The sequence below is a fragment of the Streptomyces sp. URMC 124 genome (assembly GCF_051386455.1).
GTDB lineage: Bacteria > Actinomycetota > Actinomycetes > Streptomycetales > Streptomycetaceae > Streptomyces.
Genome location: NZ_JBPQTS010000045.1, coordinates 15,230 through 33,490 on the forward strand (window position 1 = coordinate 15,230; position 18,261 = coordinate 33,490).

The following is an 18,261-nucleotide window of genomic DNA, read 5'->3' on the forward strand; positions in this document are numbered from 1 at the left end:
GCCCGCCCGGTGAGAGCTGCGTCACCCCTCGCCGGGGGCGACCGGCTTGCCGCCGATCACGTCCGGTCCGGGGGCCCGCTGCAGCTCGTGGCTGAGCTGTTCGAGCTCGCTGCCGCCCGCCATCTGGCGGGTGAGCTCGTCGAGCGCGATCTCCGACTTGGCGTGGCTGCCGGCCATCGCACCGCGCTTGAGCAGCACGAAGCGGTCACCGACCAGATACGCGTGGTGCGGGTTGTGGGTGATCAACACCACGCCCAGGCCGGCGTCGCGCGCCGCGGCCACGTACTTCAGGACGACGCCCGACTGCTTGACGCCGAGCGCCGCGGTCGGCTCGTCGAGGACGAGCACCTTCGCGCCGAAGTAGACCGCCCGGGCGATGGCCACGCACTGCCGCTCGCCGCCGGAGAGGGTGCCGATGGGCTGGTCGACGTCGCGCAGGTCGATGCCCATGCGCAGCAGCTCGCTGCGCGTGGTCTCGCGCATGTGCTGCACGTCGAGCCGCTTGAAGGGGCCGGCGCCCTTCGTGGGCTCGGAGCCGAGGAAGAAGTTCCGCCAGACCGGCATCAGGGGGACGACCGCGAGGTCCTGGTAGACCGTGGCGATGCCGCGGTCGAGGGCCTCGCGGGGGGAGGCGAGCTTCGTCTCCTCCCCCTCGATCTCGAAGCTGCCGGCGTCGTGCTGGTGCAGACCGGCGACGATCTTGATGAGGGTGGACTTGCCGGCGCCGTTGTCGCCGAGCACACAGGTGATCTCGCCCGCGTGGACCTCCAGGGAGACCCCTTCGAGGGCGCGGATGTTCCCGTAGAACTTGCTGACGTCGGTCAGCTTGACCAGGGCAGCAGCACTCATTTGCGGGCCTCCGCCCTCTTGCGCACCCAGGCGTTCAGCAGCGTGGCCAGGAGCAGCATCGCGCCGAGGAAGAACTTGAACCAGTCCGGGTTCCACTGGGCGTAGACGATGCCCTTGCTGGCCATGCCGAAGATGAACGCGCCGACCGCGGAGCCGATGGCGGAGCCGTAGCCGCCGGTCATCAGGCAGCCGCCGATGACGGCCGCGATGATGTAGAGGAGTTCGTTGCCGACGCCCTCGCCGGACTGCACCACGTCGTAGGACATGAGCAGGTGCTGGCCGGAGATCCAGGCGCAGAAGGCGACCGCCATATAGAGGGCGATCTTGGTGCCCTTGACGGGGACGCCGACCGCGCGGGCCGCGTCGGAGTTGCCGCCCACCGCGAAGATCCAGTTGCCGGCGCGGGTGCGCAGCAGGACCCAGGTGGCCAGGGCCACCAGGCCGAGCCACCACAGGATGGTGACCTGGAGGTCCACGCCGCCGACCGTCAGGTGGGAGGCGAAGACGGCGCGGGCGGAGTCGAAGCCCTCCATGTCCCCGATGGTCTTGGTGGAGACGGTGCCGCCGATGAGCTTGGTGAAGCCCAGGTTCAGACCGGTCAGCATCAGGAAGGTGGCCAGCGTGATGATGAAGCTGGGCAGCTTGGTGCGGGTGAGCACGAAGCCGTTGAAGAAGCCGACGGCGAGCATGGCGAGCAGCGAGACGCCGGCGCCGACCCAGACGTTGGCCGTCATCTGGTAGCTGAACATCGAGGAGACCAGCGCGGCGCTGGTCACCATCACACCGGCCGACAGGTCGAACTCGCCGCCGATCATCAGCAGCGCCACGGGCACGGCCATGATGCCGATGGTCGAGGAGGCGTAGAGCACCGTCGACAGGCTGGACGTCTGCAGGAAGCTGTCGGCGACGACGGAGAAGAAGACGAAGACCGCCAGCGCACCGACGACCGCGCCGAGCTCGGGGCGCCCGAGCAGCCGGCGCACGTGCGAGCGCTGCACCAGCCGCTCGTCGGGGGCGTCCTGGACGGGGGCCGTTGCGGGGGCGCTCATCGCGTGCCCCGCTTGGCGTACTCGGCGAGCTGCTTGGCGTCGTCCTTGGTGACGATCTGCGGGCCGGTCAGGACCGGGTGGCCACCGCCGAGCATGTCGCGGTTGTAGCGGTAGAGCCACAGCAGGTCGACGGCCTCGTAGCCCTGGAGGTACGGGTCCTGGTCGACGGCGAAGCCGAGCTTGCCGGACTGCAGGTCCGCGGCGACCTGGCCGTTGAGGTCGAAGGTGTCGACCTCGGCCTTGCTGCCGGCCTGCTCGGCGGCCTTGACGGCGGTGGGGGCGAAGGGCGCACCGAGCGTGACGACGGCGTCGATGTCCTTGTCGGACTGCAGCTTCGCCTCGATCGAGGACTGCACGCTCGGCATGTTCGTGCCCTCGACGTAGAGGTTCTGCACCTCGCCCTTGAAGGACTTCTTCACGCCGTCGCAGCGCTGCTCGTGGCCGACGTTGCCCTGCTCGTGCAGGACGCAGACCGCCTTCTTCTTCCCGCGCTGGTTGAGCTGCTCGCCGACGGCCTCGCCGGCGATGACCTCGTCCTGGCCGATGTGGGTGAGCGCGCCGAACTCCTTGGACTTGTCGGAGCCCGAGTTCACGGTGATCACCGGGATGCCGGCCTTCTTGGCCTTGGCCACGACGTCCTTCATGGCGTCGGGCTTGGCGAGCGTGACGATCAGGCCGTCGACCTTCTGGTCGATCATGGCCTGGACGCTCTGCGCCTGCTTGTTGCCCTCGGCGTCGTGCGCGTAGAGGAAGTTGATGTTGTCCTTCGCGGCCGCCTGCTTGGCGCCGCTCTGGACGATGTCCCAGAAGTTGTCGCCATCGCCCGAGTGGGTGACCATCGCGAAGGTCCAGCGCGGCGTGTCGACCGCGGCGCGGCCCTGCGCGGCCTTGGCGGCCCGCTCCTCCGCGCGCTTGCCGCCCGTAGCGCTGCACCCCGCCAGGGTGGCGCCGAGCACCGCTGCCAGCACGGCGCTCACCGCACGTACGCCTGTCCGAACCCTTGCCACGAGGAGTTGCCCTTCTCACTGTCTGTCACGGTGCGGCCGGGCCCCGATCGCGCGGGCCCAACCGCCCAAGTATCCGTCACCATCCGTCACCGCTGACCGCGGGGGCTTCAGCGGGTACCGCCGGGGGCTGCTGCATGTGGGTGGAGTTCTAGTGGCGGGCGCCCCACCGCGTCAAGGCTTTGTCCGAACATTCTGATGGCCTGACGTTACAGAGCCGGGCTGCCGGGGGCGGCGGGTCGCACCGCTACGAGCGGACCAGCAGCTGGAATTCGAAGGAGTAGCGCGAGGCCCGGTAGACGTGCGAGCCGAACTCGACGGCGCGCCCCGTGTCGTCGTACGTCGTCCGCTCCATCGTCAGCAGCGGCGCGCCCACCGGCTCGGCCAGCCGCTCGGCCTCCTCGGCGGTCGCGGCACGGGCGCCGACCGTCTGCCGGGCGCTGTGCAGCGTGATGCCGGCGGCACGGATGAGGCGGTAGAGGCCGGTCTCCTCCAGGCGGGCGGGATCGGCGTCGAGGAGGCCCACGGGCAGGTGGTTGCACAGGTGGGCCATCGGCTCGCCGTGCGCGAGGCGCAGCCGCTCGATCCGCAGCACCTCGGTGCCCTCGGGCACGCCGAGCGCCGCGGCGACCCCCGCCGTGGCGGCTTCGGCCGCGTGGTGCAGCACCCGCGTGGCGGGCTGCTGGCCCGCCGCTTCGAGGTCGTCGTAGAGGCTGCTGAGCTCCAGGGGCCGCTTGACCTGGCTGTGCAGCACCTGGGTACCGACGCCGCGGCGGCGGATGAGCAGGCCCTTGTCCACCAGCGACTGGATGGCCTGGCGGACGGTGGGCCGGGACAGGCCGAGCCGCCCGGCGAGGTCGATCTCGTTGCCGAGGAGGCTGCCGGGAGCGAGCCTGCCCTGCTCGATCGCTGCTTCGAGCTGCTGGGACAGCTGGTAGTAGAGCGGGACGGGGCTGCTGCGGTCCAGGCTGAACTGGAGGGGTGGTTGGTTCGCCACGAAGGGAGCCTAGCCGCGGGACCGGATGACGGGAAGTTCGTAGGTCAGGTTGTCCGGACAAATCACGGTGCGTATCCGGCGTTACCGATACGAGTGACCGCGGCGTCAACCTCGTGCCCCGTACAGACGTCTTGTGCAATACAGAAGTTGGAACCAATATCACTGGATATCCACTGATTTTCACCTATGCCTCCTGCAGGGGTCGGTGAGGAGAGATGGGCAGCACCGTGGAAGAGCTGGCTCTCGGCGTGGCACTCGGCTTCAGCGCGGGGATCAGCCCGGGCCCGCTGCTCGCGCTGGTGCTCTCGGGGACCCTGCGCGGCGGTCTCGGCGTCGGGCTGCGGGTAGCGGCCGTCCCCCTGCTCACGGACCTGCCGGTGATCGTGCTGGCCGTGACGGTGCTGGCCGTGCTGCCCGAGCGGGCCATCGCGGCCGGCGGCGTGGTCGGCGGCCTCTTCCTCGCCTGGCTGGCCGTCTCGACCCTGCGCGAGGCCCGCACCGCCGAGGTGCCCGACGTCCGCGACACCGAGGAGGCCCGGGTCCAGGGCCGGCGGACGCTCCGGCAGGGCGCGCTCGTCAACCTCCTCAGCCCGCACCCGTGGATGTTCTGGCTGACGACGGGGGCGCCGCTGCTCGTGGCCGCCTGGCGCAACGGCCCGCCCGGCGCCGGGGGCTTCCTCTTCGGCTTCTACGGGCTGCTGGTCGGCAGCAAGGCCGCGCTCGCGGTCGTGGTCGCCCGGGCGCGGCACCGGATCGGCACCCGCGGCTACCGGCTGCTGCTCGGCGGCTCGGGCGTACTGCTGCTGGCGGCCTCGGCCTTACTGCTGGTGGAGTTCGGCTCCGCGCTGACGGCGTAGCCCTCCTGGTCCCGATGGACGCCCGCCAGGGAGGTCATAGGACTGTTTTGCCCCGATCGCTCAACCTCGGTCCCGGTCCGGCCGGTTTTTCTGACTGACCGGAGTCCGGCTGACCGGAGAGCGTAACGGGGAGACACCCATGAACCACCGAGACGACCACCGCACACTCCCTGACGGCGGCGGGGCGGACGCCGGCCTCGCGCGCATCAGGCTCTACGACCCGCAGGAGGCCGCCGCGCACGACGTGCTGGGGCCCGTCGACGACTGGGTCCGCGGACGCATCGCCCGGCCCCACCCCGACCTCGGCCGCCGCGGGGCGGTCTGCCCGTTCGTGCCGCTCGCCCAGCGGCTCGGGCTGATCCGCTACGCGCTCGCCGAGCCACCGGTGCACGACGAGGCCGGGCTCGCGGCCGCCGCGGCCGCGCTCAAGGCGCACTGGCTGGCCATGGAGCCGCGCCGCGGCCCGCACACCATCGACAAGACCATCGTGCTGGTGCTGCCCGGCGTGGCCGCCGGGACCGTGGTCCGCGTCCACGAGCGGCTCAAGCCGGAGTTCGTGGCGGAGGGGATGATGCTCGGCGAGTTCTTCCCCGGGCACCCGGGGCCGGGCCTGCACAACCGGGGCTTCCGCCCGCTGCACAGCGACACCCCGCTGCTCGTCGCCCGCAGCATGGTCGGCAACGACCTGCCGTTCCTCGCCGAGGAGCGCTACCCGCCGGCGCGGCGCGCGGGATTCGTCGAGGCCTTCCTGCGGCACCAGCCGGGGGCGAGCCCCGAGGCCCGGCAGCGGGCCCGCGCCGAACTGGAGCGCGCCCGCGACGAGCTCGGGCACCCGCCGGTCGACTGAGGACGGGAACGAGGAGAGCGAGCGGGAGGGAGAAGAGGGGCGGGCGAGCCGGCTCAGAAGCGGACGGGCAGCCGGTGCGGGCCCCGGATGAGGAGGCCCTCGCGCCAGGTGAGGGCGTCCGGGTGGGCGTCCAGGGCGAGATCCGGGCAGCGCTCCAGCAGCGAGCCGATGGCGATCCGGGCCTCCAGCCGGGCCAGCGGGGCGCCGAGGCAGTAGTGGATGCCGTGACCGAAGGCCACGTGGCCGCGGGCGTCACGGCGGATGTCGAACCGGGCGGCGTCGGAGAAGCGGGCCGGATCGCGGTCGGCGTCGGCCAGCACGGGCAGCACGAGCTCGCCGCCTCCGGGGATGAGCGTGCCGCCGATCTCCACCGGCCCGGTGGTGAAGCGGTAGGTGGGGGTCTCCAGCGGCCCGTCGTAGCGCAGCATCTCCTCGACGGCGTTGTCCATCAGGCCGGGGTCGGCGCGCAGCGCGGCAAGCTGGTCGGGGTGCTGCAGGAGGGCGAGGACGCCGTTGGAGATCAGGTTGACGGTGGTTTCGTGGCCGGCGACCAGCAGGAGCCATGCCATGCCGAGGAGTTCGTCGGGGGAGAGCCGGTCGCCGTCCTCGTCCGCGGTGGTGATCAGGGCGCTCATCAGATCGTCACCGGGCTCGTCCCGCTTGGCGGCGATGAGGGCGTTCAGATAGGCGGTGACTTCCCGGGCGACGACTATCTTCTCCTCGGCAGGCCCCGCGCCGACGCTGGTGTTCGACCAGTGGCGGAAGGCCGCGCGGTCGAGGGACGGCACGCCGAGCAGGTCGCAGATGACGGCCATGGGCAGCGGGAAGGACAGGGCCTCCACCAGGTCGGCGCGGCGGCCGGGCGCCGCCAGCATGGCGTCGAGCAGCTCGTCCGTCATCTGCTGCACGCGCGGCGCCATCTCCTCGACGCGCCGCGGCGTGAACTCCTTGGCGATGAGCTTGCGCAGCCGGGTGTGGTCCGGGGCGTCCAGGACCAGCATGTTCGGCCCGGCGGAGGCCCGGATCAGGCTGATGTCGGCGGCGGCCTTCGCCCAGTCCTTCGTCAGCCGGGGGTCGTTGAGCGTGGCGCGCACCTCGTCGTAGCCGACGACGAGCCAGGCCTCGGCGCCCTCGGGCATGAACACGCGGTGCACGGGGCCCTGCTCGCGCAGGGCGGCGTAGACCCGGTGCGGGTGCCGGGTGAACTCCTCCCCCATGGCCGCCAGATCGACGATCGCCGCTGCTTCGGCCGCTCCCATGGCAATCCCCCTCGCTCCGAAAGATCATCATGAGATGCGGAGAGTGATCGACTCAAGGGCGTTTTCCGGACAGCCGTTCACCCTCCGGGCGATTCACCGCCGGGCGGGCCCGCCTCCGGTCCGCCTCCGGTCCGCCTCCGGTCCGCCTCCGGCCAGGAGCGGAGGGTGGCGACCTTGTTGCGGGCGTCGGCCGGTCCGCCCGCCCCGCCGACGACGTGCCGCAGGGCGCAGTCGCCGTCGAGCGAGACGGCGACGAGGCTGTGGAGGCGTACGCCGGGCCTGCGGGGCGCCTCGAAGGCCCGGTCGGCCACGAGCCCGGGCGCGGCCTTGAACGTGCAGTAGCTGCCCAGGCCCCAGGCCTCGTGGCGGGTCACGGAGGGGGCGACCCGGTAGGCGGGGTAGCCCGTGGCCCGGCCGTCGCTCCAGGCGGCGCGGCCGGGAGGGTCGTAGGGCAGCTCGTTCTGGAAGAAGTAGGTGCGGCCGCCTTCGCCGTTCCACAGCGTCTGCCGGCGCTGGTAGTGCTCCACGAACAGGCCGTACATCGTGACGTTCGCGCCGTCGACGACCAGCCCCTCGGCTGCGGTGTTGACGGACCATCCGACGCCGCGGCCGTGGTCGGCCCGCCACAGCCACAGGTTGTCGCCGATGACGTCCGAACTGTGCACGGCCAGGCTCCTGACGGCCCGCCCGGGACCGGCTCCGCCGATGCGGAAGTAGACGTCGTGCAGCGAGACGGGGTCGGCGGCGTGGCGGCGCCGGGCGCCGGGCGGGCCGATCTCCATCAGCACCGGCGAGGCCGTGCGCCCCGCGTCGACGAGCAGGCCGGCGACGCGCACGCCGTCGACGTCGGCGACGGTCAGGGCGGCGGTGCCCCGGTCCGGCACGAGGGTGGCGAGCCCCAGGCCGAGGACGACGGTGCCGGGGCGCCTGACGCGCAGGGGCCGGTCGAGGTGGTGCACACCGGGCGTGATCAGCAGGTCCCTGCCCCGCGCGAGCTCGTCGTTGATCCGGGCGGCGCCCGTCCCCGGCCGGACGACGAAGAAGCGGCCGAGCGGTCGCGAGGTGCCGGGGCCGGCCGCCCCCGCGGACCAGGTGACACCCCGGGCGTTCCTGCGCAGGGCGGGGACGAAGACCCGGTAGGCGCCCGAGCGGTCGATGTACAGGAAGGGCTTCTCGCGGATGACGGGGGTGCGCTCGACGGTGGTGCGGGCCGGATCTGGGAAGGTCGTCGGCGGGGCGCCCGGCACCCCGGCGAACACCATGTTCCACAGGGCGCCGGACCAGCCGCCGCCGAGCTCGCTGTTGCGCGTGAACCACTGCTGCTGGGTTCCCGAGAGGACCCGCCCGTCGATCACCGAGTCGGCGGTGAACCCGCCGCTCGACCAGCCGCCGTCGTCCAGGCGGAGGTCGCCGCGCAGGTGCACGCGGCGGTACGGGGCGGCCTGGGAGACGGCCCAGCGGTCGCTGCCGGAGGCGGGGGTGACGGAGAGGTTCTCGGCGGCGCGCCAGAAGTTCTGCGTCGCGTTGCCCTGGAACCAGTCGGCCTCGGCGTGCACCGCGCCCCTGATGGTGACGTCGTCGGGCCGCAGCCCCAGGCCCGCCACCTGCGTGTAGAAGCCGACGTCGACGTCCACGTCGTAGGTGCCCGGCTTGAACAGCAGCGCCTCGCGGCCGGGGCCGAACTGGGCGCTCTCCTGCCGCCGGAAGACCTCGTCCAGCGTGCGCTGGACGCGCCGGCGGGGCATGGCCGGGTCGAAGACGTGGACGCCCGGCCCGAGGTCGGGGGCGCCGGCCGCGGCGGGTGCACCCTGCGCGGCAGGTGCCGCGGGCGGCTGCTGCAGGGCGGGGGCGAGGCAGGCGGCGGCCGCGGCGGCGAGGGCAAGGGCGCCGAGGCGGACTCGGCACCCCGCGGGCCGGGTTCTGGACAAGGGCCGGTGTCTCCTCACGCGTGGGTCGGCTGCCCGGTGACCGGGTCTACCCGCTTCCGCGCGTGAGGAGACGGTGGATGAGCGCAATCCGCTCGGATGGCGCTGGGATGACGATCGATCAGCAGCTGCTCAGCAGCCGAAGTCGACCCGGTTGAACGTCGCGTAGTGGTCGCCGGTGTAGTAGTCCTCGTGGTCGCCCTGGCCCGCGACGATGCGGCGGGCGCCGCGGTCGGGCGAGCCGGGGGTCTTGACCGTGTACTCGTGGTAGTAGCCCGAGGACTGCTTGGGGAGCACGCCCTCGCGGTTGGAGAAGACGGTGCCGTCCTTCGGGTACGGGAACGGGCCGCCCGCGTCGATCAGGCGCAGCGTGTCGTGGGCCTGGGCCGGCAGGGCCGACTTGCAGATGTCGCCGACCGACTTCGCAGCGGCCGGGGCCGCGGCCGTGACGGCGACGGGGGCCGCCGGAGCGGCGAGCGGGGCGGCGACGGCCGGGCCGCCGGCGAAGAGGGCGGAGGCCAGCGCGGCGAGGACGGCCGTGCGGGCGAAGCGCGAAGAGCGCGGGGTGCGGTGGGGGGTTGCGTTCATGGGCCCAGCATGACGCGCGTAGCGGATGTCATGTCAATGACAACGCCGACTGTTTTCCAGGAGTTAACCGGAGGCGTCGTCCGACTGGGCGGAACCTTTGCTTCAGGGCGAGGTTTTGCCTCATGGGCAAAACTTTTGCCTTTCAGGCAGGAACGGTCCTATACCGGAAGCATGACACCGCTGCCCGACGAGCCCGCGGCCGACCTGCCCACCGTGGCCCCGCGCCTGCGTGACCTGCGCACCCGCAGTGGGCTGACCCTGGAGGCCGCCGCCGCGCGCGTCGGCCTGTCCCCCGCCCACCTGTCCCGGCTGGAGACCGGCCGGCGGACGCCGTCGCTGCCGATGCTGCTGGCCCTGGCCCGGACCTACGGAACCACGGTATCCGACCTGCTGGGCGAGGCCGCGCCCGAGCGCGACCCCATCGTGCGCGCGGGCCACATGGAGCCGCAGCGCGCCGGAGGCTGGACGTACTGGCGGGCCGGCGGCTCCGGCCGTGCCCTGCAGGCCCTGCGGCTGCACGTGCCGCCGGAGGCGGGCGGACAGGCCGAGCTGGTGCGCGTCCACCCGGGCGAGGAGTGGCTGTACGTCACGGGCGGGCGGCTGCGCCTCACGCTGGGCGGCAGCACCCACCTCCTGGACCCCGGCGACGCCGCCCACTTCGACTCGCTCACCCCGCACCGCATCGCCGCCGCGTCGCGCGGCGGAGCCGATTTGCTGTTCATGCACACGCTGCTGCAGAGCGGCGCGACCGAGCTGTGCCTCGGGGGCGCCGCACCCACCCGGAGGGACATGCCGTGAAGGACGCCCTGAACGACGCATCCGCGCACACCGGCGAGGCCACGGACGGGCTCGTGCCCGCGGCCCCCGCCCACAAGCCCATGGACGAGGAGGACCGGGCCCCCATGGGGATGACCGTCCGGGTCGTCATCTACCTCGTGGCCGTCCACTTCTTCGCCGCCTTCCTCTTCCTCCTCTTCTTTCTCGCCGGAGGGTGAGGCGCCCCTCCCGCAGGCGCCCCCTCCCGCCCGGGTGAGACGGTCCGCGTGCCTCCTGCGGACGCCGACGCCCCGGACTACGATCGCGGGAGGCAGCACGCGGACCGTCCCGGGACAGGAAGGCGGAGCGATGACCCGTACGGCCCAGGAGGTCCTGGCGGACGCGGTCCGGGAGCTCGCTCCCGGCGAGGGCGCGGGCCGCACCGTCCCGCTGATCGCGGCGGGCGAGGCCCCGCGCGAGGTGATCACCGCGTTCGCGCTCGAACAGCACCACGTCATCGCCGCCGACCGGCGCAGCTTCGTCCACCTCGCCGGGCGCGCGGCGGACGAGCCGGCCGCGGCCCGGTTCTTCGAGTCCCTCGCCCTCGGCGAGGACCTGGCCCTGAGCCTGCTCGGGCCGCTGGCGCTCGCGTGCGGGCTCGACGAGGAGGCCGTCCGCGCCCACGAGCCGCGCCCGGGCTGCCAGGCCTACCCCTCGTACGTGGCCTGGCTCGCGCTCAACGCCGATCCCGTGGACGCGGTGGTCGCCCTGACGGCCAACTTCGCGGCGTGGGGCGGCTACTGCGCCGCCGTCGGCGCGGCCCTGCGCGAGCACTACGGCTTCGACAACCCCGCCTGCGGCTTCTTCGACTTCTTCGCCGGTCCCGCGCCCGAGGCGGAGGAGCGGTCCGTCGAGGCCGTGGAGGCCGGCCTGGCGAGCGGGCGGCTGTCCGAGCCGCTGGCGCACCGCTACGGACGGCTGCTGCAGGCCTACGAGTCGATGTTCTGGGACGGAATCGCTGTACGGTAAAACCATGCCCGTAGCCGCACAGCCCGCAGCCGTCGTCTACCGCCCCGCCCGCCCCGGCGAGTTCGCCGCGGCCGAGGCGATCGACAACTCCTTCACGACGGCGACCGTCCTCGAAGTCAGCGCGTCCGGCGAGGGGTTCCGGCTGCGCGAGACGCCCGTCGACCCGCCCCTGCGCAAGGTGTACCCGGCCGAGGACGAGGAAGAAGAGGACGGCGGCGAGGGGGCCCACGTCATCGTCGCCCTCGACGGGGACGCCCTGTGCGGCGCCGTCACCCTCACCCACTCGGCGTGGAACGACCGGCTGGTGATCGCCGACATCAGGGTGGCGCCCGGGCACCGCGGGCGGGGCGTCGGTCCGGGCCTCATGGAGCAGGCTCTGGCCCACGGCCGGGAACTGGGCGCCCGTACGGCCTGGCTGGAGGTCACGAACGTCAACGCACCGGCCGTACGGGCCTACCGCCGCATGGGGTTCGCGCTGTGCGGGCTGGACACGTCCCTCTACCGGGGCACGGCCTCGGAGGGCGAGACGGCCCTGTTCATGAGCCGTCCGCTGTAAGGCCCGCGTCGGCACCCGCGGCGAGGCCCGCGGTAAGACCCGCTGCGAGGCTCCGCGCCCCCGTCTCCGTCAGCGAGCCGTGCACCCGCAGCCGTGCCACGCCCCCGTCCGGGTGGATGTCGACGCGCACGTGGGTCGCCACCGGGGCGCCCGTCAGGGGGAACCGGTGCACCGCGTCGGGCTGGAGGCGGGTGCGGGGCACGACCGCCGTCCAGCCGGCCGAGGTGCCGGCCGGGTCGGCGCCCGCCGCCGCGTCGAGGACGGACACCTCCGCCCAGCCCGCGGCATTGCCCTTGTAGCACCCGGTGTCGATCTCGACGGCGCGCAGCACCGCCTGCCCGGTGAGGCGGTAGCGGACCCAGTCGTGCCCGCGGTCACGGCGGCGGCGCGTCTCCCAGCCGTCGTCCATCTTCCGCGAGCGCCCGGGCAGCACGGTGTTGAGCGGGGAGGAGTAGAAGCGGTCCGAGGCGTCCTCGGGGAGGCCGCCGTTCTCCAGCGCGGCGAGGTCGAAGGTGCCGAGGGCGGCGAGCCAGGCCGGGTCGGGGCGCACCTCGCCGTGCACCCGCAGCCGGGCGATGCCGCCGTCGGGGTACTGGCACAGCCGGAGGTGGGTGAAGCGTTCCTCGCAGCGGACGGCGAAGCCGTTCGCCGCGTGGCCGCCGACGGGCGTACGGGGCACGAGGACCGTCCATGCGACGTCGTCGGCGAGGAGTTCGCCGGGCGAGGGCGTGCCCGGGAGGCGGGCGGCCTCGACGGAGACGGCCTGCGGGTGGTTGCCGCGGAAGTGGGCGGTGTCGACGACGAGTCCGCGGATCACCCCGGGGGCGCCGAGGCGGATCAGCGCCCAGTCGTGGTCGTCGTCCGTGGGGTGCGGGTGTGCGGCGTCCGGTCCGCGCCTGCGGCGGGTTTCCCAGCCGTCCATGACCTTGCCCTTGTGGCCGAAGAGAGCGGGGTCGAAGTGCGCGGGGGCAGGAGTGAGGAGATTCTCGCGTTCGGCGAAGAACTCGTCGTTGGCGGCGATGACGCCCGCGCCCAGGCGGCGGTCGGCGAGGTCGGGCAGGGAGGCGAAGGGGAGGTCCGCGGCGCGGTAGTCGGCGTACGGGTCGCCGCCCGCGTACGGTGCCGCGCCGCCGGTGAAGGAAGGTATGCCGGAGCTGCCGTCCGGTGTGCTCGTCATGCGCTGCGCTGCCTTTCGAGGAGGAGGCCGGCGGGCTCGGCGAGGGCGCCGTGGTGGGCGATCCTGCGGCCGCGCAGCCAGGTGGACCGCACGACGCCGTGGAGGGTCCTGCCGGCGTAGGCGGTGACGTGGTTGCGGTGGTGGAGCGCGCCCGGGTCGACGGTGAAGGCGGCCTCGGGGGCGAGGACGGCGAAGTCCGCGTCGCGGCCCGGCGCGAGGGCCCCCTTGCGGTGCAGGCCGGCCAGCGCCGCGGGGCCCGCGGACATCCAGCGGGCGACGTCGCCCAGGGTGTGCCCGCGGCGGCGGGCCGCCGTCCAGACGGCGGGGAGGCCGAGCTGCAGGGACGATATGCCGCCCCAGGCGGCGGCGAAGTCGGGAACCTTGAGGTCGGCGGTGCAGGGGGAGTGGTCGGAGACGACACAGTCGATCGTCCCGTCGGCCAGGGCCGCCCACAGGGCGTCCTGGTTGGCCGCCTCGCGGATGGGCGGGCAGCACTTGAACTCGGTGGCTCCGTCCGGGACTTCCTCGGCCGTCAGCGTCAGGAAGTGCGGGCAGGTCTCGGCGGTGACGGGGAGGCCCTCCGCCTTCGCCCCGGCGATCAGCGGGAGGGCGCCGGAGGACGACAGGTGCAGGACGTGCACGCGCGTGCCCAGGCGCCGGGAGATCTCGACGAGGCGCCCTATGGCCTCGTTCTCGGCGGCGCGGGGGCGGGAAGCGAGGAAGTCGGCGTAGCGCGGGCCGCCGCGCTGCGGCGCGCGCTCCAGGTGGGCGGGGTCCTCGGCGTGCACGATCAGCAGGCCGTCCAGCTCGGCGACGCGCGCCGCGACCGTCTCCAGATCGCCGGGGCCGAGCGCCGGGAACTCTTCCACGCCCGACGGCGAGAGGAACGCCTTGAAGCCGAAGACGCCCGCCTCGTGCAGGGGGCGCAGGTCGTCCGCGTTCCCCGGCACGGCGCCGCCCCAGAAACCGACGTCCACGTGGACGCTCGGGCGCGCCACGTCCCGCTTCACCCGCAGGTGGGAGACGGTGGTGGTGGGCGGAATGCTGTTGAGCGGCATGTCGAGGAGCGTGGTGACGCCGCCGGCCGCGGCGGCGCGCGTGGCCGTACCGAAACCCTCCCAGGCCGTGCGGCCGGGGTCGTTCACGTGCACGTGGGTGTCCACGAGACCCGGCAGCAGGGCGTCGTCGCCCAGGTCCGTCACGGTGGCGCCCGGGGGCGGGGGCGCCCCGTACGGGCGGACCGCGGTGATCGTGCCGCCCGTGACGGCGACCGAGGCCGGGCGGGTGCCCTCCGGCGTGACGACGCGCGTCGAGCGCAGCACCAGGTCATCCGTGGACACGCGGGCCACGTCCCCTCCCGGAAATTCAACGTTCTGTTGAACGACGGTGGGGGCAGTCTTCTGTCGCGCCCCTCACCCGTCAAGACCTCCGGGGGCGGAGGAGGGCCGCGCGAGCCCGGTAGGCTGCTCCCACCCCGTACCCGAAAGGACCTGCCGTGCCCCCGTCCGCCGAGCCCCGAACCCCCGCCCCCAGCGGAGGCGTCCAGTCCCTGGAGCGCGCCTTCGACCTGCTGGAGCGGATGGCCGACGCGGGCGGCGAGGTCGGGCTCAGCGAGCTGGCCACCAGCAGCGGGCTGCCGCTGCCGACGATCCACCGGCTGATGCGCACGCTCGTCGCCTGCGGGTACGTCCGCCAGCAGCCCAACCGGCGGTACGCCCTCGGGCCGCGGCTCATCCGGCTCGGCGAGAGCGCCTCCCGCCTGCTCGGCACGTGGGCGCGGCCCCACCTCGCGCGGCTGGTCGAGGAGACCGGCGAGACGGCGAACATGGCGCTGCTCGACGGGGACGAGGTCGTCTACGTGGCACAGGTGCCCTCGCGGCACTCGGTGCGGATGTTCACCGAGGTCGGGCGGCGGGTCCTGCCGCACACCACCGGCGTGGGCAAGGCCCTGCTGGCGCAGAGCCCCGACGAAGAGGTGCGCTCGATCCTCGCCCGCACCGGGATGCCGGCCGCCACCGAGAAGACCATCACCACGCCCGAGGGCTTCCTGGAGGCGCTCGGGCGCGTCCGCGAGAACGGCTTCGCCGTGGACGACAACGAGCAGGAGATCGGCGTCCGGTGCCTGGCCGTGCCGGTGCCCGACTCCCCCACCGCGGCCGCCATCTCCATCTCCGGCCCGGCCGGCCGCGTCACGGACGCGGCCACGGAACGCATCGTGCCCCTGCTGAAGGAGGTCGCGGCGGCCCTGTCGACGGACCTCGCGGGCGCCAGCGCGAACGCGAGCGCCGGGCTCGCTTGATACGCGTGCCCGGCGGGGCGGCGGCTCCTGCCGGCACGGAGCCGAGGCCGGCCGGGCCGGGCTGACGGCGCCCACGCGTGAGGCAGCCCCGCCGGGCTCGGCCGTTTCCCCCGTCGCCACCGCGTAACCATCACGGCGGAGACCGGCGGTGCCATGCCGACGGCAAGCCCGGCACCGCCGACGACGTCGCTCGTGGCTGCTCGCCGTCGCGGGGGAAAGAGATGCCGCCCCCAAGCGCCCCGCGCCGCTACGCGCCCCCTCTTGGCGGGGGGACCCGGCCGTCCGGGGACGGGTCCGCGAAGCGGTCCACCGCTGCGCGGAGGTCCGTCAGGGTCGGGGACAGGGCGCTCACCGAGCCGACCGCTCCGGCGACCAGCAGCAGGGAGCGCCGCAGGCGGGTGATTTCGGGCTCGCCGGCCCGGGCCATCGCGTCGAGCGCCGCGAGCTCGTCCTCCGCGGCGTCGCGGTCGGGTAAGGGCGCGGGGTGGCTCGCGAGGGCCCGGCGGAGCCGGGAGACCGCGCCCCGCAGTTCGCTCACCCTCGGATCTCCGGCCACTACGGTGCCTTCCGTCACGGCACTCCCCCTCCCACGCGCTCGCGCGGATCAGTTAACGCCACTTTCCGTACAGAGCGCCATACGCTCAGCGAAATGAAGTCCGGAGGTCGCACGCACGGGTGATGGCAGGTCGCCCGTCGCACCGCCGTCAGCGATGCGGTATGCAGGGGCCATGACATCCACCCCCTCACCGGTCGCCGGCCTGCTGCTCGCCGCGGGCGGCGGGCGGCGCCTGGGCGGGCGCCCCAAGGCCCTGCTCGGCCTGCACGGCCGGCCCCTCGTGGAGCACGCGGCACGGACGTTGCACGAGGGCGGCTGCTCCCGCGTGTACGTGGTGCTGGGCGCGGCGGCCGCGGACGTGCGCGTACACGCCCGCCTCACCCACTGCACCTTGGTGGACAACCCCGGCTGGCCGGACGGCATGGGCTCCTCGCTCCGGGCGGGCCTCGCCGCGGTCGCCGCCTCCGGCGCGCGGGCCGTGCTCGTCGCCCTCGTCGATCAGCCGCGGGTCACCGCCGCGGCGGTGTCCCGCGTGCTGGCCGCGCACCGTTCGGGCGCGGAGCTCGCCGCGGCCTCCTACGACGGCGAGCGCGGCCACCCCGTGCTGTTCGCGCGCCCCCACTGGGAGGGCGTGGCGCGCGCGGCCACGGGCGACCGCGGCGCCCGCACGTACCTGCGCGAGCACGCCGCGGCCGTGACGCTCGTGGAGTGCGGGGACGTCGCGGGGCCGGAGGACATCGACACCCCGGAAGATCTGCGGCTGCTGGGGTGAAGCCGTCCGGCAGCCCCGGTCCCGGCACCACGCCCCATTGAACTTCCACCATGAGGAAACTAGCCTCCGAAAGGCCACGACTCATCAAGGGAGTGACCACCCATGTCCGCACCAGCTCCGTCCTCCCCGGCCACCGTCACCGCCCGGCCCCTGGACCGGCAGGAGGAGGTCCTCACGGAGCCCGCGCTCGCGTTCGTCGCCGAGCTGCACCGCCGCTTCACCCCGCGCCGCGACGAGCTGCTCGCCCGCCGGGCCGCACGCAGGGCCGAGATCGCCCGTACGAACACGCTCGGCTTCCTGCCCGGGACGGCCGCGGTCCGCGAGGACGACTCCTGGCGCGTGGCCCCCGCGCCGCCCGTCCTGGAGGACCGCCGGGTGGAGATCACCGGCCCGACGGACCGCAAGATGACGGTCAACGCCCTCAACTCCGGTGCCCGCATCTGGCTCGCGGACTTCGAGGACGCCTCCGCGCCCACGTGGGAGAACGTCGTCCTGGGCCAGCTCAACCTCATCGACGCCTTCGAGCGGCGCATCGACTTCACCGACGCCCGCGGCAAGGCGTACGCGCTGCGGCCCGCGGACGAGCTCGCGACCGTCGTCGTCCGCCCGCGCGGCTGGCACCTGGACGAGCGCCACGTCACCGTCGACGGCCGCGCCGTGCCCGGCGCCCTGGTCGACTTCGGCCTGCACTTCTTCCACAACGCCCACCGCCTGATCGGCCTCGGCAAGGGCCCGTACTTCTACCTCCCCAAGACCGAGTCGCACCTGGAGGCCCGCCTCTGGAACGACGTCTTCGTCTTCGCCCAGGAGTACGCGGGCCTGCCGCACGGGACCGTCCGCGCCACCGTGCTGATCGAGACGATCACCGCCGCGTACGAGATGGACGAGATCCTCTACGAGCTCCGCGACCACGCCTCGGGCCTCAACGCCGGCCGCTGGGACTACCTCTTCTCCCTCATCAAGAACTTCCGGGACGGCGGCGCCCGCTTCGTGCTGCCCGACCGCAACGCCGTGACGATGACGGCCCCGTTCATGCGCGCCTACACCGACCTCCTGGTGCGCACGTGCCACCGGCGCGGCGCCCACGCCATCGGCGGGATGGCGGCGTTCATCCCCTCGCGCAGGGATCCGGCGGTCAACGAGGCCGCGTTCGAGAAGGTCCGGGCGGACAAGGACCGCGAGGCGCGCGACGGCTTCGACGGCTCGTGGGTCGCCCATCCCGACCTCGTCCCCGTCGCCCGCGCCTCCTTCGACGCGGTCCTCGGCGACCGCCCGCACCAGAAGGACCGGCTGCGCGAGGACGTCGCCGTGACGGCCGATCAGCTCATCGCCGTGGACTCGCTCGACGCCCGCCCGACCTTCGCGGGCCTGCGCAACGCCGTGGCCGTCGGCATCCGCTACATCGAGGCGTGGCTGCGCGGCCTGGGGGCCGTCGCCATCTTCAACCTGATGGAGGACGCGGCCACCGCGGAGATCTCGCGCTCGCAGATCTGGCAGTGGACCGCTGCCGGCGTCGTCCTCGACAACGGCGAGAAGGTCACGGCCGGGCTCGTCCGCGCGGTCGCCGCCGAGGAGCTCGCGGCGATCCGCGAGGGGGCGGGCGAGGAGGCCTTCGCGGCCGGGAAGTGGCAGCAGGCCCACGACCTGCTGCTGAAGGTCGCCCTGGACGAGGACTACGCGGAGTTCCTCACCCTGCCCGCCTACGAGCTGCTGGACTGAGACCTCACCTCACCGGGGCCGC

The 18,261-nt window shown here is 73.6% G+C and carries 19 protein-coding genes; 9 read left to right on the plus strand and 10 right to left on the minus strand.

Features of this window, described 5'->3' with window-relative positions:
- Window positions 1-21: 21 nt before the first annotated feature.
- From ACSNOG_RS12480 to ACSNOG_RS12495, 4 genes are all read right to left on the minus strand, one after another.
- Window positions 22-849 carry an ATP-binding cassette domain-containing protein gene (locus ACSNOG_RS12480; protein WP_436752676.1) on the minus strand — a complete coding sequence of 276 codons (828 nt, stop codon included), beginning with the start codon at window positions 847-849 and terminating at the stop codon, window positions 22-24.
- The gene (locus ACSNOG_RS12485) at window positions 846-1,898 is read right to left on the minus strand and encodes an ABC transporter permease (protein ID WP_436752677.1); all 1,053 of its coding nucleotides are present in this window, start codon (window positions 1,896-1,898) and stop codon (window positions 846-848) included. The genes ACSNOG_RS12480 and ACSNOG_RS12485 overlap by 4 nt, the downstream gene beginning before the upstream one ends.
- Window positions 1,895-2,875: a sugar ABC transporter substrate-binding protein gene (locus tag ACSNOG_RS12490; protein ID WP_436752678.1), complete on the minus strand. Its 981-nt coding sequence runs from the start codon at window positions 2,873-2,875 to the stop codon at window positions 1,895-1,897. The genes ACSNOG_RS12485 and ACSNOG_RS12490 overlap by 4 nt, the downstream gene beginning before the upstream one ends.
- A gap of 274 nt (window positions 2,876-3,149) precedes the next feature.
- Entirely contained in the window at window positions 3,150-3,869 is a 720-nt protein-coding gene (locus ACSNOG_RS12495; RefSeq protein ID WP_436752705.1) for a GntR family transcriptional regulator, read from the minus strand.
- A gap of 245 nt (window positions 3,870-4,114) precedes the next feature.
- Between ACSNOG_RS12495 and ACSNOG_RS12500 the strand changes: the two genes are divergently transcribed.
- Window positions 4,115-4,756: a LysE family translocator gene (locus ACSNOG_RS12500; RefSeq protein WP_436752679.1), complete on the plus strand. Its 642-nt coding sequence runs from the start codon at window positions 4,115-4,117 to the stop codon at window positions 4,754-4,756.
- 139 nt (window positions 4,757-4,895) lie between these two features.
- The gene (locus tag ACSNOG_RS12505) at window positions 4,896-5,603 is read left to right on the plus strand and encodes a DUF6875 domain-containing protein (RefSeq protein WP_436752680.1); all 708 of its coding nucleotides are present in this window, start codon (window positions 4,896-4,898) and stop codon (window positions 5,601-5,603) included.
- Window positions 5,604-5,656: 53 nt separating this feature from the next.
- On the opposite strand, the gene ACSNOG_RS12510 is transcribed toward ACSNOG_RS12505, so the two are convergent.
- From ACSNOG_RS12510 to ACSNOG_RS12520, 3 genes are all read right to left on the minus strand, one after another.
- Window positions 5,657-6,862 carry a cytochrome P450 family protein gene (locus ACSNOG_RS12510; RefSeq protein ID WP_436752681.1) on the minus strand — a complete coding sequence of 402 codons (1,206 nt, stop codon included), beginning with the start codon at window positions 6,860-6,862 and terminating at the stop codon, window positions 5,657-5,659.
- A gap of 77 nt (window positions 6,863-6,939) precedes the next feature.
- Entirely contained in the window at window positions 6,940-8,790 is a 1,851-nt protein-coding gene (locus ACSNOG_RS12515) for a coagulation factor 5/8 type domain-containing protein (protein WP_436752682.1), read from the minus strand.
- Window positions 8,791-8,919: 129 nt separating this feature from the next.
- The gene (locus ACSNOG_RS12520) at window positions 8,920-9,375 is read right to left on the minus strand and encodes a ribonuclease domain-containing protein (protein ID WP_436752683.1); all 456 of its coding nucleotides are present in this window, start codon (window positions 9,373-9,375) and stop codon (window positions 8,920-8,922) included.
- A 171-nt stretch (window positions 9,376-9,546) separates the two neighbouring features.
- On the opposite strand from ACSNOG_RS12520, the gene ACSNOG_RS12525 reads away from it, so the two are divergent.
- The 4 genes from ACSNOG_RS12525 to ACSNOG_RS12540 all read left to right on the plus strand — a co-directional run bounded on the left by ACSNOG_RS12525 (window position 9,547) and on the right by ACSNOG_RS12540 (window position 11,716).
- A complete protein-coding gene (locus ACSNOG_RS12525) occupies window positions 9,547-10,173 on the plus strand; it encodes a helix-turn-helix domain-containing protein (RefSeq protein WP_436752684.1) in 627 nt (208 codons plus the stop codon).
- Window positions 10,170-10,370 carry a DUF6126 family protein gene (locus ACSNOG_RS12530; RefSeq protein ID WP_436752685.1) on the plus strand — a complete coding sequence of 67 codons (201 nt, stop codon included), beginning with the start codon at window positions 10,170-10,172 and terminating at the stop codon, window positions 10,368-10,370. Before ACSNOG_RS12525 ends, ACSNOG_RS12530 begins: the two co-directional genes overlap by 4 nt.
- Before the next feature lie 130 nt (window positions 10,371-10,500).
- Window positions 10,501-11,160 carry a transcriptional regulator gene (locus tag ACSNOG_RS12535; protein ID WP_436752686.1) on the plus strand — a complete coding sequence of 220 codons (660 nt, stop codon included), beginning with the start codon at window positions 10,501-10,503 and terminating at the stop codon, window positions 11,158-11,160.
- 4 nt (window positions 11,161-11,164) lie between these two features.
- Window positions 11,165-11,716: a GNAT family N-acetyltransferase gene (locus tag ACSNOG_RS12540; RefSeq protein WP_436752687.1), complete on the plus strand. Its 552-nt coding sequence runs from the start codon at window positions 11,165-11,167 to the stop codon at window positions 11,714-11,716.
- On the opposite strand, the gene alc is transcribed toward ACSNOG_RS12540, so the two are convergent.
- Window positions 11,697-12,893, minus strand: a complete 1,197-nt coding sequence (alc, locus tag ACSNOG_RS12545; protein WP_436752688.1) for an allantoicase — start codon at window positions 12,891-12,893, stop codon at window positions 11,697-11,699. The two genes, ACSNOG_RS12540 and alc, sit on opposite strands and share 20 nt — an antisense overlap.
- Window positions 12,890-14,233, minus strand: coding sequence for an allantoinase AllB (gene allB, locus ACSNOG_RS12550; RefSeq protein WP_436752689.1), 1,344 nt, complete (start codon window positions 14,231-14,233; stop codon window positions 12,890-12,892). Before allB ends, alc begins: the two co-directional genes overlap by 4 nt.
- A gap of 155 nt (window positions 14,234-14,388) precedes the next feature.
- Here allB and ACSNOG_RS12555 point away from each other — a divergent pair, with 155 nt between their 5' ends.
- Window positions 14,389-15,192: an IclR family transcriptional regulator gene (locus tag ACSNOG_RS12555; protein WP_436752690.1), complete on the plus strand. Its 804-nt coding sequence runs from the start codon at window positions 14,389-14,391 to the stop codon at window positions 15,190-15,192.
- A 247-nt stretch (window positions 15,193-15,439) separates the two neighbouring features.
- Here the strand turns inward: ACSNOG_RS12555 and ACSNOG_RS12560 are convergent, their stop codons facing one another.
- Complete coding sequence (locus ACSNOG_RS12560; protein WP_436752691.1) at window positions 15,440-15,730, minus strand: DUF5955 family protein; 291 nt, start codon at window positions 15,728-15,730, stop codon at window positions 15,440-15,442.
- Between the two features lie 190 nt (window positions 15,731-15,920).
- On the opposite strand from ACSNOG_RS12560, the gene ACSNOG_RS12565 reads away from it, so the two are divergent.
- Window positions 15,921-16,520, plus strand: a complete 600-nt coding sequence (locus tag ACSNOG_RS12565) for a nucleotidyltransferase family protein (protein WP_436752692.1) — start codon at window positions 15,921-15,923, stop codon at window positions 16,518-16,520.
- Window positions 16,521-16,622: 102 nt separating this feature from the next.
- Window positions 16,623-18,239: a malate synthase A gene (gene aceB / locus ACSNOG_RS12570; RefSeq protein ID WP_436752693.1), complete on the plus strand. Its 1,617-nt coding sequence runs from the start codon at window positions 16,623-16,625 to the stop codon at window positions 18,237-18,239.
- The last annotated feature ends 22 nt before the right edge of the window (window positions 18,240-18,261 follow it).

What these genes read in the sequence shown, in the direction of transcription:
- ACSNOG_RS12480 (WP_436752676.1), bottom strand. Translation starts at nt 849, where the DNA reads ATGAGTGCTGCTGCCCTGGTCAAGCTGACCGACGTCAGCAAGTTCTAC.
- ACSNOG_RS12485 (WP_436752677.1), bottom strand. Translation starts at nt 1,898, where the DNA reads ATGAGCGCCCCCGCAACGGCCCCCGTCCAGGACGCCCCCGACGAGCGG.
- ACSNOG_RS12500 (WP_436752679.1), top strand. Translation starts at nt 4,115, where the DNA reads ATGGGCAGCACCGTGGAAGAGCTGGCTCTCGGCGTGGCACTCGGCTTC.
- ACSNOG_RS12505 (WP_436752680.1), top strand. Translation starts at nt 4,896, where the DNA reads ATGAACCACCGAGACGACCACCGCACACTCCCTGACGGCGGCGGGGCG.
- ACSNOG_RS12510 (WP_436752681.1), bottom strand. Translation starts at nt 6,862, where the DNA reads ATGGGAGCGGCCGAAGCAGCGGCGATCGTCGATCTGGCGGCCATGGGG.
- ACSNOG_RS12520 (WP_436752683.1), bottom strand. Translation starts at nt 9,375, where the DNA reads ATGAACGCAACCCCCCACCGCACCCCGCGCTCTTCGCGCTTCGCCCGC.
- ACSNOG_RS12525 (WP_436752684.1), top strand. Translation starts at nt 9,547, where the DNA reads ATGACACCGCTGCCCGACGAGCCCGCGGCCGACCTGCCCACCGTGGCC.
- ACSNOG_RS12535 (WP_436752686.1), top strand. Translation starts at nt 10,501, where the DNA reads ATGACCCGTACGGCCCAGGAGGTCCTGGCGGACGCGGTCCGGGAGCTC.
- ACSNOG_RS12540 (WP_436752687.1), top strand. Translation starts at nt 11,165, where the DNA reads ATGCCCGTAGCCGCACAGCCCGCAGCCGTCGTCTACCGCCCCGCCCGC.
- alc (WP_436752688.1), bottom strand. Translation starts at nt 12,893, where the DNA reads ATGACGAGCACACCGGACGGCAGCTCCGGCATACCTTCCTTCACCGGC.
- ACSNOG_RS12565 (WP_436752692.1), top strand. Translation starts at nt 15,921, where the DNA reads ATGACATCCACCCCCTCACCGGTCGCCGGCCTGCTGCTCGCCGCGGGC.
- aceB (WP_436752693.1), top strand. Translation starts at nt 16,623, where the DNA reads ATGTCCGCACCAGCTCCGTCCTCCCCGGCCACCGTCACCGCCCGGCCC.